Below are 23,447 nucleotides of genomic sequence, written 5' to 3' on the forward strand. Positions count from 1 at the left end.
CGGGGTTCCCCATGGCTGTGCGTCCGTTGGCGGTGATCGCCGCCGCCGCGATGGCAATCTCCCTCGGTGCCTGCCAGGATGGCGGCCTGCTCGGCGGCGCCTCGACCCGCAGCCTGACCCCAATCCCGCCGCAGACCCTCTCGCTGATGCAGCAGAAGGGTATGTCGCAGAGCGACCCGATCCTGATCCGCGCCTATAAGAAGGAGGCGGAGATGGAGGTGTGGAAGCGCGGCAGCGACGGCCGCTACGCGCTGCTCAAAACCTATCCGATCTGCCGCTGGTCGGGCCAGCTCGGCCCCAAGACCAAGCAGGGCGACCGCCAGGCGCCGGAGGGCTTCTACACGATCACCCCGGGTCAGATGAACCCGAACTCGTCCTACTATCTGTCCTTCGACGTCGGCTATCCGAACAACTTCGACCGCGCCAACGGCCGCACCGGCAACTACATCATGGTGCACGGCACCTGTTCGTCGGCGGGCTGCTTCGCGATGACGGACGCCTCGATGTCGGAGATCTACGCCATCGCCCGCGAGGCCTTCGCCGGCGGCCAGCGGGCGTTCCAGTTCCAATCCTATCCCTTCCGGATGACGGCGTCGAACATCGCCCGCTCCCGCAACGATCCCAACGCGCCCTTCTGGAAGAACTTGAAGGAAGGCTCGGATTACTTCGAGGCCCTGCGCGACGAGCCGCGGGTGAATGTCTGCGGACGGCGCTACGTGTTCGGCGGCAACGACGTCGCGGCCGGCTCTTGCACGCCGCGGGTCGACCCGGTCGTGGCCGAGAAGAGCAGCCGCGACGCCCAGGAGGTCGCCGAGCTCGTCGCCAAGGGCACCCCGGCGATGCGCATCGTCTACGACGATGGCGGCCAGAACCCGGTCTTCCGACCGCAGCCGCCGCAGAATACCCTGGCGAGCCTGACCGAATCCGAGAAGGACAAGGAGAAGGAACTCGCCTACGCGGCCAAGGAATATGCCCGGCACAATCTCGGCGAGGTGAGCCGGCCGGAGAGTCTGGCCGCCGGTCCGCAGGAGATCGAGGTCGACGCCAAGGGACGCCCGGTCCTGATGGCCGCCGCGCCCACCACCCCCATCAAGGAAGCGCCGGGCAAGAAGGGCAAGGACACCAAGGCCGCCACCGTCGTTGCCAAGCAGGAGCCGGCTCCGGCGGAAACCGCCAAGCCCGCCGCGACCCCGGCCCGGATCTCGGTGGCCGACGCCGAGGGCGATCCTAGCACGTACAAGAAGCTGCTCGGTAACCTGTTCAGCAACGCTTCCAGCGCTGCGCAGGCCGCCGAAGCGATCGCACCCACGACGACGGCCGCAGTGTCCAGCACGAAGGTCGCCGAGACCAAGCCGACGGACACCAAAGCGGCCGAGGCAAAGACGGCCGGCCCCGCCCATCACACGGGCGCCCGGAAGGACGGTGCCGCCCCCGTCGCGAAGAAGGACGTGCCGGCGGCGACCAAGCCCCAAGCTTCTGCCGCGCCGCATAACTGAACGGGCGAAACCGCCCCCTCGTCGCGGAGACGCCACCCGAAACGAAAGAGGAGCCCCGAAGGGCTCCTCGAACCGATCACATGTGGTGCATGCGGCGATGCATCATGCGCCGGTGCATCATCTTGCGGTGCATGTGACGATGCATCATGCGGCGCTCCATGCGGTGGCGCATCATGCGACGCTCCCGGTGGGTCATCTGCACGGTCTCGACGGTGCTACCGGCGGTGACACCCATGGGAGCCCCCGGGGCGGCCGAAGCCGAGGTCGCGAAGGCGCCGCCGAGCGAAGCCGCAAGCGCGATGGCCAAAGTCAGTTTCCTCACCTGAGGGACTCCCGTTCTCTCTGATCCGGTTGCGGCAGCCGGTGCGATCTCCGGCCCAGGGGCGATGGAGACCATTTGTATCGCGAAGCTCCCGCGCAGCTCGCCACCCCACAACCCGCCAGCTTGACCATTGGTTCACCCGGAGATTGCAATGATCGCCGGTTCACCAACGTGTGTTCGGAGCGTGGGAGGCGTGTCGCCGCGCGAGGCGCAAGGCAGCCGCCGGCGACGGGACGCGGCGGGTTTCGCTCTTTGGCAAAGCCCTGCCGTCGTCACGGTCACGGGCCTGCACGAGGAGGGACGAAGCACTTCGGGACGAAGAGGCCGCAGGCTCGGAGCGGGCGTCTCGATCCGCACGTGCCGGATGGCGTCGGCGCCTCGGCGCGCCCGGAACGGCTCGGCGCGAGGCGGGCCTGGCGAAATGCCACAGAAAGGAACGTCGCCGGGCCTCAGCGGCCCGGCGACGGATCGGCGTCAGAGACGGGTTTCCTCGAAGGCCTTCACCCATTCGGCGCAGATGCCCGAGCGGACGATGTCCTCCAGGGTGAACTCGACGATCGGGATGTTCATCATCCGGCTCTTCACCAGATGGATGACCGTGCGGAGGCCCGAGGTCTCGCGCAGGTCCGTCTGCGAAACGTCACCGTTGATGATGACCTGACAATCGTCGCCGATGCGCGTCAGGAACATCTTGATCTCTTGGGTGGTGGTGTTCTGCGCCTCATCCAGGATCACGAGGCAGTTCTTGAAGGTACGGCCGCGCATCACCTCGAAGGGCACCACTTCGATGTCGCCGGTCTTCACGGCGATTTCGAAGGCGGCGGCGCCCATCCGTTCCTTCATGGTCTCGGTGAGGGGGGCGACCCAGGGGGCGATCTTCTCTTCGAGGGTACCCGGGAAGAAGCCCAGGGAGCGGCCGGAGGGAACGTTGGGCCGGGTGATGACCACCTTCGAGATCCGGCGCTGGCGGAGCTGATCGGCCGCGCGGGTGCCGGCGATGTAGGTCTTCCCGGTGCCAGCTGGGCCGAGGACGATGACTTGGGGGTGATGGGCGAGCGCGTCGAGGTACTGGGCTTGCTTGTCGGTCAGGGGTTGTATGGGAGCGAGGTGACGTTCTTCGTCGAAACGGGTCCGGTGTATCCGTGTGGTGCGATCTTCAACCAGTTCAAGCCGTGCGCGTCGTCTCTTCATCGATCAACACTCCACCTTGGACTTGAGCAACTCGTTCCTGGGACCTGCCGTCTTCTTGTGATGTCTCCTGTGCCGTGGCCGAGTACGCCGCCGCAGCGGGAAGCTGCGTTGCAAGAGCAAAGCCAATCGCCTCGGGTGGGTTCCAGGCGGGGAAAGATTGGTTGTGGATCGCGGCTTTACTGCAACGCTTCTTGCAGGCGCCGGCGACGGGGGCATGACGCAAAGATGAAGAGGTGATGAATCTGTCGCCCATCTCGGCGCGGTGGGCGGATCGCGGCGACCCTGCTTCCATCGCAGCACGCGCCCTCCCGGGGCGAACCGGATCCCGCGGAGAGAACCCCGCAGGCTTCGGCGGCACGCCTCATCCGGGTTGGACGAAGCTGTCGAGCACCATCTTGCGACCGGCCTTGTCGAAGTCAACGGTCAGCTTGTTGCCGTCGATTCCTGCAACCGTTCCGGGACCAAACTTAGTGTGGAAGACCCGCATGCCGCCCGAGAAGGCCGAAGAACTGGCCGTCGACTTGGCGACGAGCTCCCCCTCGATCTGGCGCGGGCCGCTGCCCGACCGGCCGCCGGGCCCCCGGCTCGCGCCGAAGTTGCCGCCGGTCTGGGCCTGGGCCCGCTGCCAGCCCGGCGTACCGTAGGAGGAACCGAAGGGCGTGGGGTTGCGGTCGAAGCGCGAGGCCCCGGCGGAGAAATGCGCGGGCGCTTCGATCACGTCGACGCTGGAAGGGGGCAGTTCGTCGATGAAGCGCGACGGGATGGTCGAGGACCAGAGCCCGTGGATGCGCCGATTGACCGCGAAGGAGAGCTTGGCGCGCTTGCGCGCCCGGGTCAGCCCGACATGGGCGAGGCGGCGCTCCTCCTCGAGCCCGGCCCGCCCGCTCTCGTCGAGGGCGCGTTGGTTGGGAAACAGGCCGTCCTCCCAGCCGGGCAGGAACACGGTGTCGAATTCGAGTCCCTTGGCCGCGTGGAGCGTCATCAGGGAAACGCGGTCGGCCCCCTCCGCCTCGCTCGCCTCCATGACCAAGGAGACATGCTCCAGGAAGGCGCCGAGATCGGGAAATTCCTCCATGGAGCGCACCAGCTCCTTGAGGTTCTCGAGCCGCCCCGCCGCATCGGCCGAACGGTCCTTCTGCCACATCTCCGTGTAGCCGGATTCGTCGAGGATCGTCTGCGCTACCTCGGAATGGGGCTGGCTCTCCACGGCCCTGGCCCAGCGGGCGAAGCTCTCGACGAGGCCGCGCAGCATCGAGCGGGCGCGGGGCTTCAGCTCGTCGGTCTCGATCAGCTTGCGGGCGGCGGCGAGCAGCGGGATCCGGTCCGCGCGGGCGAAGGCGTGCAGGGTCTGCAGGGTCGCGTCGCCCAGGCCGCGCTTGGGCGTGTTGAAGATGCGCTCGAAGGCGAGGTCGTCGGCGGGGTTGGCCGTGACGCGCAGATAGGCGAGCGCGTCGCGGATCTCCGCCCGCTCGTAGAAGCGCGGGCCGCCGATGACCCGGTAGGGCAGACCGAGCTGGACGAAGCGGTCCTCGATCTCGCGCATCTGCGCCGAGATGCGCACCAGCACCGCGATCTCGGAGAGCGGATGCTCCTTCCGCTGGAAGGATTCGATGGACTCGGCGATGAGCCGGGCCTCCTCCTCCGAATCCCAGGCACCGGTGACGGTGACCGGCTCGCCGGGAACGTCCTCAGTGCGCAGGGTTTTGCCGAGGCGGCTTTCGTTTTTGGCGATGAGGCCCGAGGCGGCTGCGAGGATGTGGCCGGTGGAGCGGTAGTTACGCTCCAGGCGGACCACGACGGCTCCGGGGAAGTCGTGCTCGAAGCGCAGGATGTTGTCGACCTCCGCCCCGCGCCAGCCATAGATCGACTGGTCGTCGTCGCCCACGCAGCACACGTTCCGGCGCGCCTGGGCGATGAGCCGCAGCCACAGGTACTGGGCGACGTTGGTGTCCTGGTACTCGTCGACCAGGACGTAGCGGAAGCGGTCCTGGTAGTTGGCCAGGATGTCCGGGTTCTCCCGCCAGAGCTTGAGGCAGAGCAGCAGCAGGTCGCCGAAATCGACCGCGTTGAGGGTCTTCAGGCGCTCCTGATAGGCGGTGTAGAGCGCTCCGCCCTTGCCGAAGGCGAAGGCCTGCGCCTCGCCGGGGGGCACCTGCTCCGGGGACAGGCCCCGGTTCTTCCAGCCGTCGATGGCGGAGGCGAGCGCCCGGGCGGGCCAGCGCTTCTCGTCGACGTTCTGGTCGGCGATGACCTGCTTCATCAGGCGGAGCTGGTCGTCGGTGCCCAGGATCGTGAAGTCGGATTTCAGCCCGACCAGCTCGGCGTGCCGGCGCAGGATCTTGGTGCCGATGGCGTGGAAGGTGCCGAGCCAGGGCATCCCCTCTCCCGCCGGCCCGACCAGCTGGCCGATGCGGTGCTTCATCTCCCGCGCCGCCTTGTTGGTGAAGGTGACGGCCAGGATGTCGTAGGGGCGCGCCTTGCCGGTGGCGATCAGGTGGGCGATCCGCGTGGTGAGCACGCGGGTCTTGCCGGTGCCGGCCCCGGCCAGGACGAGGACCGGCCCCTCCGTCGCCTCGACCGCGCGGCGCTGCTCGGGATTGAGGCCGGAGAGGTAGGGTGCCCCCCCGGGCCGCAGGGCGGCCATGGCGCGGGCGGCGATCGACGGAGCGGCACCGTCTTCGGGCGCGTCGCGCCCCATGTCGTCGGGCTGATGGTTCATGGCCGCCTCCCTGGACCAAAACGCGAACGTCGTCGAGACGGGATCGGAACTCCGGGCCTTTCCCCCGCGTCGTCCCCATGAGACGACACATGCCTCGACGCACCTTCCCTCGAGACGGACCCAACGCAGGAGCCGCCATGCGCGCCCCCACCCTTCCCGCCCTGCTCGCCGCTGCCGCCCTGCTCGCGGGGGCGGCTCCGGCGCTCGCCCAGATCTCGGGGGGCAACGCCTCCTCGAACTTCACCAACCAGTCGTTCCAGAACCAGAACCAGATCCGCGGCCTGCAGCAGCAGCAGACCTTCGAGAACAACCAGACCCGGATGCAGATCCAGCGCAACGAGCTGTTCGGCCCGCAGCCGACCGGCCCCACCGTCGCGCCCCGTTACCGCTGAAGCGTGGCAGAGGCGAGGTGCGGGACAGCCACGGGCTGTGCTAAGGCCACGCCGGGGGCCAGGGGCCGGCCGGACGGAGAGCTCCGGCGGCCGCCGCATCCCCTTGAGCCGGCCCCGGAGGGCGGGGCCGGGCGTCGAGCGGACCAAGACCTGTGCGTGATCTCCTGACCGCGCTCGCGGGGGCCGTCATCCTCGTTCTCGTGGCCGCCCTCGCGCTGCCGCCCTTCATCGACTGGACCGCCCGGCGCGCCTTCGTCGACCGGGCGGTGAGCCGGTCGCTCGGCATGGCGGCCCGCAGCGAGGGCGAGATCGCGGTGCGGCTGCTGCCGTCCCCGCGGCTGCGGCTGGACCGGCTCGTCCTCGGGCAGGAGGGCAGCCTCTCCCTCGACGCGCGCTTCGTGAAGGCCGAGGTGGCGCTCACGCCGCTGCTCAAGGGCGAGTTCCGGTTCACCGAGACCCGGGTGGGGCGGGCCGAGCTGACCGTGCCGGTCACCGAGGGGAACGCCCTCGCCCTGCCGCCGGACCTCGCGGAGGGGACGCGGCGCGACCTCGTGATCGAGGATCTCCAGGTCCAGCAGCTCGCCGTGACGACGCAGGTGCCGGCCACGGGCCGCACCGACCAGATCCGGGCCGAGGACGTGCACCTCAAGGCCCCCGCCCTGAGCGGCCCCTGGCAGGTCGAGGGTTCGTCCAACGGCACCCCCTTCCGGGTCGCCACCGGCGCCCTCGGCCCGGACGGGAGCCTGACCGCGAAGGTCACCGGCGGGGGCGAGACGCGGCCCCGCTTCGAGGCCGATGCCCGCTTCTCCCTGCGGCCGGTCCCGGGGGCCGCCGAGGGCGTGGCGATGCCGGAGGCGGAGGGCTCGGCCCGCCTCGTGGTCGGCCCCCCCAGCCAGATCGCCGGCCCCTACCTGCCCTTCTCGCTGACCGGCAAGTTCAAGGCCCGGGGCCCGGTGGCCCGCTTCGAGACCGTCGCCGCCGAGATCGACCCGGGCGGCCGCACGATGCGCCTGTCGGGCACGGGCCAGATCGACCTGCGGACCTGGCGGGCCGGCCTGAACCTGGAGGCGCGCCGGCTCGACATCGACGGTTTCCTGATCTCCTCCGCGGGACAGGCCTGGCTCGCCCGGGGCCTGCCGAAAACCGGCCTCGCCCTGCCGGTGCTGCTCGATCTCGAACTCGCCGTCGACAGCGTGGCCCTCGGCCTGGAGGAATGGTCGGGCCTCGCCCTCAAGGGCACCTTCGACCGCGGCGGCGGCCTCGTCCTGCGGCGGCTGACCGCGACCGGCCCCGGCGGGGCCAGGCTCGACGCGTCCGGCGAGGCCGATCTGGCCCAGGCCCTGCGCTTCTCAGGCCATCTCGACGTCGAGGCCGCCAATTCGGCCAATCTCGGCCGCTTCCTCAACCGGGCCGGCGGCCCCGAGACCCTGGCCAACCTGCTCGACGGCCGGACGCTGGGGCTCGCCACGGATCTGTCGCTCGCGGGCGCGGATCTCTCCCTCTCGAATCTGCGCCTGTCGCTCGGCGACCTGCGCCTCGCCGGCAATGCCCGCTACGCGGCGGGCGCGCCGAACGGCCGGGGGCGGCTGGAGGCGCAGATCTCCGCCCATGGCCTCGACATCGCGGAACTGCCCTCCCTCGGCGCCCTGCGGGCCGGCCTGCGCCGCAGCGATCTCGGCCTGACGATCCAGGCGCGGGACGTGCGCTACGGCCCGACCGGCTCGGGGAACGGCCGCATCGCGGCGCGGATCCAGTCCGACGGGACCGCCCTGGTGGTCGACAGCCTCGACGTCACCGATCTGGCCGGCGCCAGCGCCCGGCTCTCCGGCCGGATCGCACCGGACGGCTCGGGCCGGATCGCGGGCCATGTCGCCGCGCCCGCCGCGGCGCCCCTCCTCGCTTTGGTCGACCGCTTCGGCATCCCCGAGATGCGGCTGCTGCCGAACGTGCTGCGCGAGAGCCCCCTCGATCTCGATCTGACCCTGGAGCGCGCCGCCGGCGACACCGATTCCCTCCGCATCGCGGCCAAGGGCAAGGCCGCCCGGGGCAGCCTCGACGGCGCGGCCCTGAGCCGGGCCGGCCGGATCGAATCCGCGGAGATCGACGCGGCCACGCCCCGGGCCTCGGACTGGTTCGGCCGCGACGACATCGTGGCCCTGCGCCAGCCGGGCCGGCTGCGCATCGCCGCCCGCCGGGTGCCGGACGCGCCCCCCGCCCCCGGGGCGCCGAAGCCCGAAGGCGCGGGGCTGCTCGGCCTCTCGCTCGGGGGCAACCTCGCCGGCCTCGCCCTCTCCACCGATCGGCCGATCCTGCTCGCGGACGACCTCTCGGCGCCGGAAAACGGGACGATCGGCATCGAGACCCCGGATCTCACCCCCTTCCTGACGCTGGCCGGCAGCGCCGTCGTCCTCTCCGCGCCGCTGCGGGCGGAGCTGACCCTCGCCCTCTCGCGCAAGGACCGGGACGCGCGGGCCGATCTGAGCGGGCGGGTGGCGGGCGTGCCCCTCTCGGCGAGCCTGAGCCGCAGCTACGACGGCGCCCTGACCGGGCGCGCCAGCCTCGGCCGGCTCTCCCTGCCCCTGCTCGCCGCCGCCCTGATCCTCCCGACCGATCCCGGGACCGCCGCGGATGCGGCCGGCTGGTCGACCGCCCGCTTCGCCGCGCCGCCGCCGACGCCGCGGATGGTGTTCGACCTCCAGGTCGGCGAGCTCGATCTCGGCCGGGGCCTGACCGCGCGGAACGGCACGTTCCACCTCGCCCATGAGGGCGAGACCCTGACCCTGCGCGACCTCTCCGCCGATCTCGCCGGGGGCAAGCTGTCGGGCGGGCTGCGGCTGATGCGGCTGCCGAAGGGGGCCTCCCTTTCCGGCGAGGCCACGCTCACCGAGGCCGCGCTCCCGGATCTCGTGGGCGAGGGGCCGCTGAAGGGCCGCGTCTCGGGCGACCTGCGCTTCAGCAGCACGGGGGAGAGCCCGGCCGCCCTCGTCGGAAATCTCGCGGGCGAGGGCCGCCTGACCCTGGCCGGCCTGTCCCTGCCCGGGGCCGACCCCGCCGCGATCGACCGCACCCTGGCCCGGGCGCTCGGCGAGGACGATCCCCTGCGCGAGGGCCGGCTCCAGGGCCTCCTCGCGGAAGAGCTCTCCGCCGGGGCGCTCACGCAGGCCGAGCCCGTGACGACGAGCACGACGCTGGTGGGCGGCAGCCTGCGCAGCGCCCCCCTCACCCTGGCCCTCGGACCGGCCCGCTGGACCGGCACCCTCGGGATCGACCTGCGCAGCCGGCGCCTCGATGCCCGCGGCACCCTCGTCAGCGCGGGCGCGCCGAAGGGCTGGCCCGGCGCGGCGCCGGCGATCCAGCTCGGCTTCGCGGGACCGCTGACCGCGCCGGAACGCCAGACCGACCCGGCGCCCCTCACCAACGGCCTCGCCGCCCTGGTGCTGCAGCGGGAACTCGAGAAGATCGAGATGTTCGAGGCCGATCAGGTCGAGCGCCAGCGCCGCCGCGCCCGCATCGAGATGGATCGCGCCCGCGCCGCCGCCCTCAAGGCCGCGGCGGAGAAGGAAGCCGCCGAGAAGGCCGCGCAGGACAAGGCCGCTCAGGAGAGAGCGGCCCAGGAGAAGGCGGCTCAAGAGAAGGCGGCTCAGGAAGACGCCGCCCGCCGGGCGCGCCAGGCCGCGGCGGAGGAAGCCGCCCGCCAGGCCCGCCAACGGGAGGACGAGGAGGCCCGCCGCGCCGCCACGCCCTCCGCCCACAACCCGGCCGAGCCGACGACATCGGAGCCGGCCCCGCAGCCTTAGCCAAGGCCGGCTTCGGTCGAGGGCTGCGGTCGAGCCGGGTCGCTCTCGCCCCGCCAGCGGCGATGGCATTCACAGATCGCCGCGCGCGGAAGGGAGCGCCTTAGACCGGACCGACGTGCCTCGACCGGCCCTGCCCTCAGCCCTCCGGCAGGGCGCGGACGGCGCCCTTGGCGGCGCTGGTGGCGAGCATGGCGTAGGCGCGCAACGCGGTGCTGACCTTGCGCTTGCGCGGGGCGGCCGGCTGCCAGCCCGCCGCGTCCCGGGCGGCGCGGCGCTCGGCGAGCACCGCCTCGTCCACGGCGAGGTGGATGCGCCGGTTCGGGATGTCGATCTCGATCCGGTCGCCCTGCTCGACGAGGCCGATCAGGCCGCCCTCCGCCGCCTCCGGCGAGACGTGGCCAATGGAGAGCCCCGACGAGCCGCCGGAGAAGCGCCCGTCCGTGACGAGGGCGCAGGCTTTGCCGAGCCCCTTCGATTTCAGATAGCTCGTCGGATAGAGCATCTCCTGCATGCCCGGGCCGCCGCGGGGGCCCTCGTAGCGGATCAGCACGACCTCGCCGGCCTTGACCCGGCCGTTGAGGATGCCGTCCACCGCCGCGTCCTGGCTCTCGAAGACATGGGCCGTGCCGGTGAAGGTGAGGATCGAGGCGTCGACGCCCGCGGTCTTCACGATGCAGCCGTCCTCGGCGAGGTTGCCGTAGAGCACGGCGAGGCCACCATCCTTGGAATAGGCGTGGGCCGCATCGCGGATGACGCCGGCGGCGCGGTCGGTGTCGAGCTCGTCCCAGCGCGACTCCTGGCTGAAGGCGACCTGGGTCGGCACGCCGCCGGGCGCGGCCCGGTAGAAGGTCTGGACGGCCTCGCTCCGGCTCAGGGTCACGTCCCAGCGGTCCAGCGCCGCGCCGAGCGTGCCGGAGCCGACATTGCCGACGTTGCGGTCGATCAGGCCGGCGCGGTCGAGCTCGCCGAGGATGCCCATGATGCCGCCGGCCCGGTGCACGTCCTCCATGTGGATATCGGCCACCGCCGGGGCGACCTTGCAGAGCACCGGCACCCGGCGCGAGAGCCGGTCGATATCGGCCATGGTGAAGTTCACCCCGGCCTCGTGCGCGGCGGCGAGCAGGTGCAGCACCGTGTTGGTGGAGCCGCCCATGGCGATGTCGAGGGTCATCGCGTTCTCGAAGGCGGCCATGGTGGCGATGGCCCGCGGCAGCACGCTGGCATCGTCCTGCTCGTAATGGCGGCGGGCGAGGTCGACGATCAGGTGGCCCGCCTCGACGAAGAGGCGCTTGCGGTCGGCATGGGTCGCCAGCACCGAGCCGTTGCCGGGCAGGGACAGGCCGAGGGCCTCCGTGAGGCAGTTCATGGAATTGGCGGTGAACATGCCCGAGCAGGAGCCGCAGGTCGGGCAGGCGGAGCGCTCGATGACGGCCACGTCCTCGTCCGAGATCCGGTCGTCGGCCGCGGCCACCATGGCGTCGACGAGGTCGAACTTGCGGGTGACGCCCTTCATCACGACCTTGCCGGCCTCCATCGGGCCGCCGGAGACGAAGACTGCCGGGATGTTGAGGCGGAGCGCCGCCATCAGCATGCCGGGGGTGATCTTGTCGCAGTTCGAGATGCAGACCATGGCGTCGGCGCAATGCGCGTTGACCATGTACTCGACGGAATCCGCGATCAGCTCGCGGGAGGGCAGCGAGTAGAGCATGCCGTCATGGCCCATCGCGATGCCGTCATCGACCGCGATGGTGTTGAACTCCTTGGCGACGCCGCCGGCCTGCTCGATCTCGCGGGCGACGAGCTGGCCGAGATCCTTCAGGTGGACATGGCCCGGCACGAACTGCGTGAACGAGTTCACCACCGCGATGATCGGCTTGCCGAAATCGGAATCCTTCATGCCCGTGGCGCGCCACAGGCCGCGGGCGCCGGCCATGTTGCGGCCGTGGGTGGTGGTGCGGGAGCGATAGGCGGGCATGGCGTGGCGGGTCTTTTTGGAAGTGGTCGGCTTCGAGAGGCGCCGCTGCGCCCCCTCTCTCACGAACCGGCCCCCCGTTTCAACGAAGGGCCGGTCCGCGATGGCCGCAGGGGTCAGGCGGAGGCGGCGTCGGAGGCCGATCGCGCGGCCATGAGGGCGAAGGCGTAGATCAGGCCGACCTCCTCCAGGCGGTCGAAGCGCCCGGCGGCGCCGCCATGGCCCGCCTCCATGTTGATCCGGAGGAGGACCGGGCCGCCCCCGGTCATGGTGGCGCGCAGCCGGGCGACCCACTTGGCCGGTTCCCAGTAGGTCACGCGGGGATCGGTGAGGCCGCCCAGCGCCAGGATCGCCGGGTAGGCCTTGGCCGCCACGTTGTCGTAGGGCGAGTAGGACAGGATGGTCCGGAAGGCCGCCTCGCTCTCGGCCGGGTTGCCCCATTCCGGCCATTCCGGCGGGGTGAGCGGCAGGTCGGCGTCGAGCATGGTGTTGAGCACGTCGACGAAGGGCACGTCGGCCACGATGCCGGCGAACAGCTCGGGGGCGAGGTTGGCCACGGCGCCCATCAGCATGCCGCCGGCGCTGCCGCCATGGGCGACGATGCGCTTCTGCGACGTGTAGCCGGCCTCGATCAGGGCGCGGGCGCAGGCCACGAAATCGGTGAAGGTGTTGGGCTTCTTCTCGCGCTTGCCGTCGAGATACCAGCCCCAGCCCTTCTCCGTGCCGCCGCGGACATGGGCGATGGCGTAGACGAAGCCGCGATCGACCAGGGAGAGCGGGTTGGTGCGGAAGGCGGCCGACATCGACGCGCCGTAGGAGCCGTAGCCGTAGAGCAGGAGCGGCGCCGAGCCGTCGAGGGGCGTGTCGCGCCGGTGCAGCAGGGAGATCGGCACCTGCGCCCCGTCCGGCGCGGTGGCGAAGAGGCGGCGGGTGACGTAGGCGCCGGCCTCGTGGCCGCTCGGCACGACCTGGCGCTTGCGCAGGTGCCGGCCACGGGTGACGCAATCGTAGTCGTAGGTCTCCGACGGCGTCGTCATCGAGGAATAGGTGAAGCGGATGCGCGCCGTCTCGAACTCGTAGCCGGTGGAGAGGCCGAGGGAATAGGCCTCCTCGGGGAAGGCGACCGTGTGCTCCTCGCCCTTCAGGTCCCGCACCACGATGCGCGGCAGGGCGTTCTCCTGCTCCAGCCGCACGAGGTGATTGCCGAGCACGTGCAGGTGGCCGATCAACACGCCCGGCCGGTGGGGCACGGCATCGCGCCAGTTCTCGCGGGCGGTCTGCGCGAGCGGGCAGGTGACGATCTTGAAGTCCTCGGCCCCGTCGGCGTTGGTGAGCAGGACGAGATACTCGCCCCAATGCTCGACGGAATACATCAGCCGCTCCTCGCGGGGGGCAACGCAGGTCAGCGGGCCCTCGGGCGCGGCGCGCTCCAGGAGATGCACCTCCGACGTCTCGTGGTCGCTCGCGACCACCGTGAGGAAACGGCCGGACTGCGTCTTGCCGATATGGACGAAGAAGCCGGGATCGGCCTCCTCGTAGACCACCGCGTCCTCGGATTGGGGCGTGCCGACCCGGTGGCGCATCACCCGGGCCGGGCGGTGGTTCTCGTCGAGGGCCACGTAGAAGAACACCGACCCGTCCGTGGACCACACCGCCTGGCCGGCGGTCTCCTCGACCCGGTCAGGCAGGTCCTCGCCGGTGGCGAGGTCGCGGATGCGGATCGTGTGCAGCTCGGAGCCCTTGGTGTCGGCGCCCCAGGCCAGGAAGGCGTGGTCGTCGGAATGCGTCGTCCCGGCGATCTCGAAGAAGGGAAGCCCTTCGCCGAGCTTGTCGCCGTCGAGCAGGATCACCTCGCCCTCCTCCGGGCCGCCATCGGCGGCGGTCTCGGCGCCCTGGCCGGGCAGCACGACCACGGTGCGCGGCCGGCGGCAGATCAGCGGATGCTGCCCGCCCTCCCGGTGCCGGATGTAATAGGCGTAGGGCCCGTCCGGCTCGGGCACGCTGGCATCGTCCTCGCGGATGCGCCCGCGCATCTCGGCCACCAGCGCCTTGCGCAGCGCCGCGGCCTGCCCCAGCGCCGCTTCGGCATAGGCGTTCTCCGCCTCGAGATAGGCGCGGATATCCGCGTCCAGGGCGGCCGGGTCCTTGAGCACGTCCCGCCAGTTCGCCGCCTTCAGCCAGGCATAGTCGTCCGCGACCTCGCATCCGTGGAGATGGAAGGGACGGGGCCTCGCCTCCGCGACCGGCGCCTGCGGAGGCAGGGCGAAAGGCGGGATCGCGGGCGGGGTGTCGGTCATGGCTCTCGCTCCATGGGCATCGCTTCGGGCATCGCTTCCGGGAGTTCGCCTCCCTGCCGGGCCGGAGCCGGCATGTGTCTCGCCTGCGGCTTCGACACAAGTGGCGCCCGCCGCAAGAGCATCTGCAACCGCTTCAGGAGGCTCAACGCAAGTGCGGAAACCCACCACGTCGGTCGGATGAAGTCCTCTTCACGTATCCGTGCATGCCAGCCCTGTCTTGCGACCTGAAACCCGATGGCCTAAGTCAGTAACGTGGCAGAGGGGGATGCCACATCTATCGGAGAATTTGCAGTCGGGCCGGCGATGCGAAGGGTTTCCTCGCTGGGGCGGCTGCCGTCTTGTGCCGTCATGGGCCGGACGCGCAGCCTCGCGGCTTGCTGCGTGCCAAGGGGATGATGCCAATCATGCAAGAAAACGAGAAAGCGGTGGACCTGATCGAACTCGCGGCCGACATCGTCTCGGCCTTCGTCACCCGGAACCCGGTTCCCCCCACCGAGCTTCCTCAGCTCCTGAAGCGGGTCCACGCCGTTCTCACGCAGATCGCCACCGGCGCGGTCGAGGAGAAGCCGGTCGAGGCCGCGCCGCAGCAGCCCGCCGTGCCGATCAAGAAGTCGGTGATGCCCGACTACATCGTCTGCCTGGAGGACGGCCGCACCTTCAAGTCGCTCAAGCGGCACCTGCGCGCCAAGTACGACCTCTCCCCCGAGCAGTACCGGGCGAAGTGGGGCCTCTCCCCCGACTACCCGATGGTCGCGCCGAACTACGCCAAGGCCCGCTCCGACCTCGCCAAGGCGATCGGCCTGGGCCAGACCCGCAACGGCAGCTACGACGAAGCCGCCTGACCGTCGGCAAGCGTCGCGCCATCAACCTCGAAACCCCGGCCGGGCCTCTGTCCCGGCCGGGGTTTTCACATGGAACGCCCTTATCAACAGGAAAGATCGGGAACGCGGTGCATCCTCGCCGATTGTTCCGGCGATGGACGACGATCCCTCCGAGCAGCTCGGCAAGACGAATGCCCTCCTTGCCGAATGGGCCGCCCGCAAGGCGACCGAGAGCGAGACGCTGATCGAGCGTTTCGAGCGCATGGGCTACGCCGTGCGCGGCAAGTCCGAGGAAGAGATCGAAGAGGCTCTGAGGCACCCGCCGACGAAGCCGGCCGCGGGCGAATAGCGCCCCCCAGCCCCGTGCGCCCTCGACCGATCAGGCGTCAAGTCTTGAATTAGGATTATTTTCTGATAGCTCTCGCTCCTTGGGGACGCCCGTCCCCGAATTGCGGATCGCGCTTGGAACATATCATGAACATTGCGATGGCAAAGCGGTCTGACGGCCGCCGGGAGCAGGATGGGGGAACGGGCCGCCCGCTGGGGCGCGAGGCGGCGCGCCTGCTCGCGGCCCTCGGCGAGGACGAAGCCTACGCCTTCCCCGATCCGGTCGAGAGCGGGCGGATCTGCGTGCGGCGCGCGCGCGGCGGCATCTCCCTGGGCGGCGGCCGCTTCAGCCGTACCGCGGTCGAGCGCCTGCGGGCAGCCGATCTCGTCGAGGGCGGCGGTCCGGGGGACCGCCTGCGGATCAGCCCGGCGGGACGCGCCCGCCTGCGGCGCGCCGAGGCGCCGGAGGGCGAGGCCTTCCGGGCGCAGCACCTCGCCCTCGTGGCGGAGACGCCCCCCGAGGGCGGCGCCGTAAGGCTGCGCGACGCGGCGGAGAGCCCCCTGGCCTGGATGGCCCGGCGGCGCGGGCGGGGCGGGATTCCCCTGATCGACGCCGCCGCCTTCGAGGCGGGGGAGCGCCTGCGCCGCGACCTCACCGCGGCGCAGATGCTGCCGAGCCTCGGCCAGACCTGGGATACGCTGCGGGTCGATGGCGGCGGCCCGCGCGATCCGGCCGCAGGCTCGGACCGGGTCGTGGCGGCGCGCCAGCGTACCGACCGGGCCCTGCGCGCCGTCGGCGCCGACCTGTCGGGCCTGCTGATCGACCTGTGCGGCTTCCTGAAGGGGCTGGAGCAGATCGAGAGCGAGCGCGACTGGCCGGCCCGCTCGGCCAAGGTCGTGGTCCGCATCGCCCTGCGGCGGCTCGCCGAGCATTACGGCCTCGCGCCGGAGGCGACCGGCCCGGAGCGCACCCGCGCGCGCCACTGGCGCGCGGCCGACGCCTCCGCCTGAGCCGGCGCACGGAAACACCGCCGTCCCTTCCCCGCCCCGGGGAAGGGCGCCCCCTCGGCCGGGGCGTGATCCGGCCCCGGGCCGGACCCGATCGTCAGGCGGCCTCGGCGGCGAAGCGCCGCGCATCCCGCTGGATGCGCTCGACCATGGACCGGACGCCGTTCGAGCGCTTGGAGGTGATGTGCGCGCCGAAATCGAGCTGCTTGAGCAGATCGAACCCGTCCGTCGTCACGGCCTGCTCGGGGCTCTTGCCGCGGTAGAGCGCCACCATGAGCGCGACGAATCCCTTCACGATCTGGGAATCGCTGTCCCCCTGGAGAGCGAGTTGCGGCCCGGCACCGGCGCGATCGAGGGAGACGTCGAGCCAGACCTGGCTCTCGCAGCCATGAACGCGGTTCGTTTCGGAATGCAGCGCCTCGGGCAGGGGCGGCAGCGCCTTCCCGAGCTCGATCACATATTCGTACCGATCCATCGCGTCGTCGATGAAGGCGAAATTCTCGATGATGGTCTCGATGGGAGGCAGCATGCGGGGTCCGGCCGGTCTTCGCGAGGCCCCCATATAGTCGGTGATGCCGCCGTGGACGAGACCGGCCCGCAGGAGGAGCCCGAGTCAGGCCCTCCCCTGCGTCCGGGGTTCGGGCAGCTGGAGCAGGAGGGGATCGGCCTTGGTGGCCTCGCCCCGCACGGCGATCTCCGCCTGGGCGGCATAGGCCGCGATGAGGCGCGGCCCGAGCTTGGGCACGCCCGGCCGCGCGATCGCCGTCGTCTCGCCGGACACGATCGCGAGCTGCACCGGGGCACCGGGGGGGGCCTCCAGGGTGATGGCGATGGTGCAGGCCACCGTCTCCGCCGTGGCGTCGAGGCATTCGGCCACGATCTCCGCCACGATCATGCCGAGGGCATTGGCGATGCGCGGCTCGACGATGCTCGTGCCCCGCCCCTCGACCGTCACGCCGATGCGCCCGGCCCGCCGCAGCTGCCCGAGCCCGGAGGCGAGGCGGTGGAGATAGTCCTTGAGGTCGATGGAGGCGATGTGGGGCGCCTCGTGCAGGTGCTGCTGCACGAGGGCGATCGCCCGGACCCGCTGACCGAGGGCATCGAAGCTGCCGCGGCAGGGCTCCGGCGCGGCCCGGCCGTAGAGGCCGATCAGGCTCACCATCACCTGCAGATTGTTGCGCACGCGGTGATAGATCTCCGCGAGCAGCGTCTCCTTCTCGGCGAGCGCCGCCTCGGCATGCTCCTCGGCATGCTTGCGGTCGGTGATGTCGAAGCAGGAGCCGATATAGCCGGCGAAGGCGCCGTCCTCGACCAGGGGCCGGGCGGTGTCGAGCAGCCAGCGATAGGCCCCGTCATGCCGGCGCAGGCGGAATTCGACGGTAAAGGGCTTCCGCGCGGCGAAGGCCTCGTCCACCAGGGCCGCGTGCCGGGCGAAGTCGTCCGGATGCAGCCCCTGGCGCCAGCCCTGCCCGAGCTCCTCCTCCAGGCTCCGCCCGGTGAATTCGAGCCAGCACTCGTTGTGATGGATCGCCTGACCGGCCGCGTCGCAGCGCCACATCATGAGCGGGACGAAATCCGCGAATCGCCGGAAGTCGTCGCGGATCCCGCCGCCCTCCCGCTCCTCGCCCGTTGCCGCCCCGACCATACGCGACCCGCCCAGCTTCACGGCCCGCCTGAACCACACCGGGCACCCGGCGGTCAACGTGTCGAGGGTAGCGCCGTTCCGGCCGGGGAAACCGGGATCGCATCGGCCTAGGGCGCTGCGGATATGGGGCATTTCGCCGGCGACAGGCCGGGCGCGGCGCCGGCAAGGCGAGCGGCCCGCCGCTCGGCGGAGAGAATATCGGACATTTTTCCTACTATAGGAATTTATGATTGACAGCGTGACGTTCCTCGGCTAGGGTGATCCCACGCTCAAGAAGTGTGACGAGACGGCGGGGGGTGATGCGGATTCCGAGCCCTTACAGCGCCGAGACGCGCCAGGCCGTCGAGGCGATGCTGCGCGACACCGCCCTGACCCTGGTGGAGATCGGGCGGCGCACCGGCGTGTCGCCCAAGACGGTCAGCACCTGGAACAGTGCCGGCGGCTGGCGCAAGCCGAAGGTCGTCGGCCGCGGCGCGCTGAGCCCGGCCAACTGGCCCGAGAGCCGGCTGCAGGCGGTGGCCCGACTCTATTACGAGCCGCGGGTCGACCCGAAGGACCTCGCCGAGGCGATGGGGGTGCGGCCGAGCTCCGCCCAGAACCTGTTTCGCGCCTGCGGCCTGCCCCCGCGCCGGCCCGCCCTGCGGACGCCGCCGCCGGCCGTCGCGCCCCTCGGGGAGGAGGCGCCCGATGCGCGGGCGCTCAACCGGGCCCTGCGGGCGCATGTCGCCCGGCAGATCGCCGCCTTCGACGCCGCCCTGCACGGGCAGGGCGCGGCGGTGATCGATTCCGCCCGGGTGTTGCGGGATCTCGGCGGCCTGAAGCGGCTGCTCGACGCACTCGACGCCGACGAACGGGCCGGAGGCCCTCGGGACACGGGAGACGGGGCGGATGGGGGATCTGACACCGATCTCGCCGCCCTCCGCGACGACCTCGCGCGACGCCTTGCGGCGGTTCTCGCGGACGGGGCGGCTGGGGGCCTTCCTGGCGAGCCTGCCGCCTGAGGCGGTGCAGGCCCTGGCGCAGGACTGGCTCTTCCTCGCCCGGGACGATCAACTGCCGCCGGAGGGCGACTGGACCACCTGGGCGGTGATCGGCGGGCGCGGGGCGGGCAAGACCCGCACCGGGGCCGAATGGGTGCGGGCGCTGGCTCTGGGCGACCCCGCCTTCACGCCCGCGCCGGTGGGGCGCATCGCCCTGGTCGGCGAGACCTTCGCCGATGTCCGCGACGTGATGATCGACGGCCCCTCCGGCCTGCTCGCCCTGCCCCGGCGGGGCGCGGCCCGGCCCGACTGGATGCCCTCGCGGCGCCGGCTGACCTTCGCCAACGGCGCCGTGGCCCTCGCCTTCTCGGCGGAGGAGCCGGATTCCCTGCGCGGACCCCAGTTCGGCGCCGCCTGGGCCGACGAGGCCGCCAAGTGGCGCCATGCGGAGGCCACCTGGGACATGATCCAGTTCGGCCTGCGCCTCGGGACGCGGCCCCGGGGCCTCGTGACCACCACCCCGCGGCCGGTGCCGCTGATCCGCCGGCTGCTCGCCGACCCGCGCGTCGCGGTCAGCCGGGCGCGCACCGCCGACAACGCCATGAACCTGGCGCCGGGCTTCCTCGACACGATCGTCGGCCGCTATGCCGGCACCCGGCTCGGGCGGCAGGAGCTCGACGGCGCGCTGATCGACGACCGGCCGGATGCGCTCTGGTCGCGGGCGCTGATCGAGGCCGGCCGCGTCGCCCGGGCCCCGGCGCTGATGCGCATCGCGGTGGCCCTCGACCCGCCGGCCAGCTCCGGGGCGGGGGCGGATGCCTGCGGCCTCGTCGCCGCGGGCCTCGCCGAGGACGGCATCGCCTATGTGCTCGCCGATGCCAGCCTCGACCGGGCGCGCCCGGAGGCCTGGGCCGGGGCCGCCTTGGCCCTCTACCACCGGCTCGCGGCCGATGCCCTGGTGGTGGAGGTGAACCAGGGCGGCGAGATGGTCGCCGCCGTGCTCGCCCAGATCGACGCCGCCGTGCCGGTGGTGCCGGTGCGGGCGAGCCGCGGAAAGTACCTGCGGGCCGAGCCGGTCGCCCTGCTCTACGCCCGAGGCCGGGTGCGCCATGTCGGCGCCTTCCCGGCCCTGGAGGACGAACTCTGCGATTTCGGCCCCGGCGGCCTCTCCACCGGCGCCTCCCCCGACCGGCTCGACGCCCTGGTCTGGGCGCTGACCCACCTGATGCTGACGCCGCCCGCCGCGCCGCAGGTGCGGCGGCTTTAGGCGTGCTTGCGGACGATGGACGCGATGGCCGCCTCTCTCCTCGCCCCTGGGCGAGGAGAACCGCGCGAAGCGGGGTGGAGTGGGCCGCGGGCGCGAGGCCGGAAGCCACGGCCCCCTCCGTCCGCTTCGCGGCCACCTCCCCCGAGTGGGGGAGGAACGGTGCGTCCGCCTCGACCGAACCTCCACCCGCGGAGTCCCCGATGCCCAACATTCTCGCGCGGCTCGTCCGGGCCGCGGGCTTTTCCGCGCCCGCCGTGAAGGGGGCGAGCCTCGCCCTCTACGGCGATGCCCCCGCCGTCTGGATGACGCGGGATATCGGCGCCTTCGCCCGGGAGGGCTACCAGCGCAACGCCATCGCCCACCGGGCCGTGCGCCTCGTCGCGGAATCCGCCGCGAGCCTGCCCCTCACCCTGGAGGGCGGCGAGGCGGGGCATCCGCTCCTCGCCCTGCTCGCCCGGCCGAGCCCGCGGGAGGGCGGCCCCGGCTTCCTGGAGGGCATCTACGGGCACTTGATGATCGCCGGGAACGCCTATCTCGAAGCGGTCTTCCTCGACGGCGCCCCCCGCGCCCTCTACGCCCTGCGCCCCGACCGGATGCGGGTGATCGCCGGGCCGGACGGCTGGCCCACGGCCTACGAATATTCCGCCGGGGGACGGCCCGTCCGCTACGAGCAGGCGGGGCCGGTGCCGCCGATCCTGCACCTGAAGACCTTCAACCCCCTCGACGACCATTACGGCCTCTCGCCGGTGGAGGCGGCCGCCGTCGCCCTCGACATCCACAACGCGGCCGGCGCCTGGCACAAGGCGCTGCTCGACAACGCGGCGCGCCCCTCCGGCGCCCTGGTCTTCGCCCCCGCCTCCGGGGCCTCGCTGAGCGACGCGCAGTTCAGCCGGCTCAAGGGGGAACTGGAAGCGAGCTACCAGGGCGCGGCCAATGCCGGCCGGCCCCTGCTGCTCGATGGCGGCCTCGACTGGAAGCCGCTGGCACTCTCGCCCAAGGAAATGGATTTCGTGGAGGCCAAGGCCTCCGCCGCCCGGGAGATCGCCCTCGCCTTCGGCGTGCCGCCCCTGCTCCTCGGCCTGCCGGGGGACAACACCCACGCCAATTACGCCGAGGCCAACCGGGCCTTCTACCGCCAAACGGTGATCCCCCTGGTGCGCCGCACCGCCGCCGCCCTCGCCGGCTGGCTGGAGCCGGCCTTCGGCCCCGCCGCCCTGGTGCCCGATCTCGACGGCATCGAGGCGCTCGCCGCCGAGCGCGAATCCCTCTGGCGCCGCCTCCAGGGTGCGGATTTCCTCAGCCCGGACGAGAAGCGCGAGGCTTTGGGCTACCCGCCGGCCGGCACGCCCGCCGCCTGACCACCCCCTTCCTCCCAGCGCCGAGGTTTTCGATGGATGGCCATTTCACCGGCTATGCCAGCCTGTTCGGCGTGCCCGATCTCGGGCGCGACACGGTGATGCCGGGCGCCTTCGCGGACAGCCTCGCCCGGGGGGGCCCGGCGGGCGTGCGCATGCTCTGGCAGCACGACGCGGCCGAGCCCATCGGCGCCTGGCTGGCCCTGCGCGAGGACGGCAGGGGCCTGCGGGTCGAGGGGCGGCTGAACCTCGCTGTGCAGCGAGCCCGCGAACTCGACGCGCTCCTGCGCGAAGGAGCGCTGGACGGGCTCTCCATCGGCTTCCGGACCGTGCGGGCGGCGCCGTCCCGCGGCGGCCGCCGGCTCCTGGCCGTCGATCTCTGGGAGATCTCCCTGGTCAGCTTCCCCCTGCAGCCGGGGGCGCGGATCGCCACCCGCTCCGCCAAGGCCGCCCCGACCATCGACCTCGCCGCGCGGCTGCGCCGCTGCGCCGGCCGCCTGCATCCGCCGCCCGGGGCCCCGGGCCGGATCCCGCCCCGCTCCGCCACACCCTCCCACCTCTGAGGCCCTCATGACCGGACAGATCCCCTTCGCGATCGAAACCAAGTCCCTCGAGAACAAGGCGGCGCTCGGCGGGGTCGACACCGCCCTGGACGAGCTCGGCCGCGCCTTCGAGGCTTTCAAGGAGGCCAACGACGCCCGGCTCGGGCAGATCGAGACCCGGCTCTCCGCCGACGTGGTGACGGAGGAGAAGCTCGCCCGCATCGACGCGGCCCTCGACCAGGCCAAGAACCGGCTCGACCGGATCAGCCTCGACCGCGCCCGCCCGCCCCTGGCCGACCCGGAGGGGACCCGCCGGGTGGCCGGCGCCAGCGAGCACAAGGCGGCCTTCGACCTCTACATGCGGGCCGGCGAGAGCGCCGGCCTGAAGCGGCTGGAGGAGAAGGCGCTCTCGGCCGGCTCCGGACCGGATGGCGGCTACCTCGTGCCGAGCATGGTCGAGCGCGAGGTGCTGCGCCGGCTGGCCACGATCTCGCCGATCCGCGCCATCGCCTCCGTGCGGGTGATCTCCGGCGGCCAGTACAAGCGGGCCTTCTCGGCGACCGGGCCGGCCGCGGGCTGGGTGGCCGAGACCGCCCCGCGCCCCCAGACCGACAGCCCGCCCCTGACCGAGCTGAACTTCCCGGCCATGGAGCTCTACGCCATGCCGGCGGCGACCCAGACGCTGCTCGACGACGCGGTGGTCGACATCGACGCCTGGCTGGCCGAGGAGATCGAGACGGTCTTCGCCGAGCAGGAGAGCGTCGCCTTCGTCACCGGCAGCGGCAGCGGCCGGCCCAAGGGCTTTCTCGCCTACGATACCGTGGCCAACAGCGCCTGGGTGCCGGGCAAGCTCGGCTTCGTCGCCACCGGCGCCAACGGCGCCTTCCCGGCGAGCAACCCCTCCGACGTGCTGTTCGACCTCGTCTACGCCCTGCGGGCAGGCTTCCGGCAGGGGGCGAGCTTCGTGATGAACCGGCGGGTGCAGAGCACGATCCGCAAGTTCAAGGACGCGGACGGCAACTACCTGTGGCAGCCGCCGCTGGCCGCCGACCGGGCCGCAACCCTGATGGGCTTCCCCGTGGCCGAGGCCGAGGCGATGCCCGACCTCGCGACGGGCAGCCTCTCGGTCGCCTTCGGCGATTTCCGGCGGGGCTATCTCGTGGTGGACCGCACGGGGCTGCGCACCCTGCGCGACCCCTATTCCGCCAAGCCCTACGTGCTGTTCTACACCACCAAGCGGGTCGGCGGCGGCGTGCAGGACTTCGACGCGATCAAGCTGTTGAAGTTCACCGCGTGAGCGCGGCGCGAGCGGAAGC

Annotated in this window: 19 protein-coding genes; 11 read left to right on the plus strand and 8 right to left on the minus strand. The window is 71.9% G+C overall.

What is annotated here, in order from left to right:
- Positions 1–11: 11 nt before the first annotated feature.
- Positions 12–1,496: a L,D-transpeptidase family protein gene (locus tag MMB17_RS04160; RefSeq protein WP_241101170.1), complete on the plus strand. Its 1,485-nt coding sequence runs from the start codon at positions 12–14 to the stop codon at positions 1,494–1,496.
- Between the two features lie 76 nt (positions 1,497–1,572).
- On the opposite strand, the gene MMB17_RS04165 is transcribed toward MMB17_RS04160, so the two are convergent.
- The 4 genes from MMB17_RS04165 to MMB17_RS04180 all read right to left on the minus strand — a co-directional run bounded on the left by MMB17_RS04165 (position 1,573) and on the right by MMB17_RS04180 (position 5,728).
- Complete coding sequence (locus MMB17_RS04165; RefSeq protein WP_238314157.1) at positions 1,573–1,803, minus strand: hypothetical protein; 231 nt, start codon at positions 1,801–1,803, stop codon at positions 1,573–1,575.
- Positions 1,804–2,292: 489 nt separating this feature from the next.
- Positions 2,293–3,009, minus strand: a complete 717-nt coding sequence (locus MMB17_RS04170; protein WP_238314156.1) for a PhoH family protein — start codon at positions 3,007–3,009, stop codon at positions 2,293–2,295.
- Positions 2,984–3,301 (minus strand): hypothetical protein, encoded by a 318-nt coding sequence (locus tag MMB17_RS04175; RefSeq protein ID WP_241101171.1) that lies wholly within the window; start codon positions 3,299–3,301, stop codon positions 2,984–2,986. Before MMB17_RS04175 ends, MMB17_RS04170 begins: the two co-directional genes overlap by 26 nt.
- Before the next feature lie 69 nt (positions 3,302–3,370).
- A complete protein-coding gene (locus MMB17_RS04180) occupies positions 3,371–5,728 on the minus strand; it encodes an ATP-dependent helicase (protein ID WP_241101172.1) in 2,358 nt (785 codons plus the stop codon).
- Between the two features lie 137 nt (positions 5,729–5,865).
- On the opposite strand from MMB17_RS04180, the gene MMB17_RS04185 reads away from it, so the two are divergent.
- Positions 5,866–6,120: a hypothetical protein gene (locus MMB17_RS04185; protein ID WP_241101173.1), complete on the plus strand. Its 255-nt coding sequence runs from the start codon at positions 5,866–5,868 to the stop codon at positions 6,118–6,120.
- Between the two features lie 152 nt (positions 6,121–6,272).
- The gene (locus MMB17_RS04190; RefSeq protein WP_241101174.1) at positions 6,273–9,917 is read left to right on the plus strand and encodes an AsmA-like C-terminal region-containing protein; all 3,645 of its coding nucleotides are present in this window, start codon (positions 6,273–6,275) and stop codon (positions 9,915–9,917) included.
- A 136-nt stretch (positions 9,918–10,053) separates the two neighbouring features.
- On the opposite strand, the gene ilvD is transcribed toward MMB17_RS04190, so the two are convergent.
- Together ilvD and MMB17_RS04200 are read right to left on the minus strand one after the other, a co-directional pair.
- Positions 10,054–11,892: a dihydroxy-acid dehydratase gene (gene ilvD, locus MMB17_RS04195; RefSeq protein ID WP_241101175.1), complete on the minus strand. Its 1,839-nt coding sequence runs from the start codon at positions 11,890–11,892 to the stop codon at positions 10,054–10,056.
- Positions 11,893–12,005: 113 nt separating this feature from the next.
- Entirely contained in the window at positions 12,006–14,186 is a 2,181-nt protein-coding gene (locus tag MMB17_RS04200; protein ID WP_241101176.1) for a S9 family peptidase, read from the minus strand.
- A gap of 404 nt (positions 14,187–14,590) precedes the next feature.
- On the opposite strand from MMB17_RS04200, the gene MMB17_RS04205 reads away from it, so the two are divergent.
- The 3 genes from MMB17_RS04205 to MMB17_RS04215 all read left to right on the plus strand — a co-directional run bounded on the left by MMB17_RS04205 (position 14,591) and on the right by MMB17_RS04215 (position 16,345).
- A complete protein-coding gene (locus MMB17_RS04205; protein WP_238314146.1) occupies positions 14,591–15,028 on the plus strand; it encodes a Ros/MucR family transcriptional regulator in 438 nt (145 codons plus the stop codon).
- Positions 15,029–15,161: 133 nt separating this feature from the next.
- Complete coding sequence (locus MMB17_RS04210; protein ID WP_241101177.1) at positions 15,162–15,356, plus strand: hypothetical protein; 195 nt, start codon at positions 15,162–15,164, stop codon at positions 15,354–15,356.
- Positions 15,357–15,493: 137 nt separating this feature from the next.
- Positions 15,494–16,345: a DUF6456 domain-containing protein gene (locus MMB17_RS04215; protein ID WP_241101178.1), complete on the plus strand. Its 852-nt coding sequence runs from the start codon at positions 15,494–15,496 to the stop codon at positions 16,343–16,345.
- Positions 16,346–16,439: 94 nt separating this feature from the next.
- On the opposite strand, the gene MMB17_RS04220 is transcribed toward MMB17_RS04215, so the two are convergent.
- Positions 16,440–16,871, minus strand: coding sequence for a SufE family protein (locus MMB17_RS04220; RefSeq protein ID WP_238314142.1), 432 nt, complete (start codon positions 16,869–16,871; stop codon positions 16,440–16,442).
- An 84-nt stretch (positions 16,872–16,955) separates the two neighbouring features.
- Complete coding sequence (locus MMB17_RS04225) at positions 16,956–17,987, minus strand: sensor histidine kinase (protein ID WP_238314141.1); 1,032 nt, start codon at positions 17,985–17,987, stop codon at positions 16,956–16,958.
- A gap of 299 nt (positions 17,988–18,286) precedes the next feature.
- Between MMB17_RS04225 and MMB17_RS04230 the strand changes: the two genes are divergently transcribed.
- The 5 genes from MMB17_RS04230 to MMB17_RS04250 all read left to right on the plus strand — a co-directional run bounded on the left by MMB17_RS04230 (position 18,287) and on the right by MMB17_RS04250 (position 23,428).
- Entirely contained in the window at positions 18,287–18,988 is a 702-nt protein-coding gene (locus MMB17_RS04230; RefSeq protein WP_241101179.1) for a hypothetical protein, read from the plus strand.
- Positions 18,969–20,234, plus strand: coding sequence for a DNA-packaging protein (locus tag MMB17_RS04235; protein WP_241102111.1), 1,266 nt, complete (start codon positions 18,969–18,971; stop codon positions 20,232–20,234). The genes MMB17_RS04230 and MMB17_RS04235 overlap by 20 nt, the downstream gene beginning before the upstream one ends.
- 200 nt (positions 20,235–20,434) lie before the next feature.
- Positions 20,435–21,592 (plus strand): phage portal protein, encoded by a 1,158-nt coding sequence (locus tag MMB17_RS04240; RefSeq protein WP_241101180.1) that lies wholly within the window; start codon positions 20,435–20,437, stop codon positions 21,590–21,592.
- A 32-nt stretch (positions 21,593–21,624) separates the two neighbouring features.
- Positions 21,625–22,152 carry an HK97 family phage prohead protease gene (locus tag MMB17_RS04245; RefSeq protein ID WP_241101181.1) on the plus strand — a complete coding sequence of 176 codons (528 nt, stop codon included), beginning with the start codon at positions 21,625–21,627 and terminating at the stop codon, positions 22,150–22,152.
- Positions 22,153–22,159: 7 nt separating this feature from the next.
- On the plus strand, positions 22,160–23,428 hold the full coding sequence (locus MMB17_RS04250; protein ID WP_241101182.1) for a phage major capsid protein: 1,269 nt from the start codon (positions 22,160–22,162) through the stop codon (positions 23,426–23,428).
- Positions 23,429–23,447: the final 19 nt, after the last annotated feature.

This window comes from Methylobacterium organophilum (genome assembly GCF_022533465.1).
Classification (GTDB): domain Bacteria; phylum Pseudomonadota; class Alphaproteobacteria; order Rhizobiales; family Beijerinckiaceae; genus Methylobacterium; species Methylobacterium organophilum.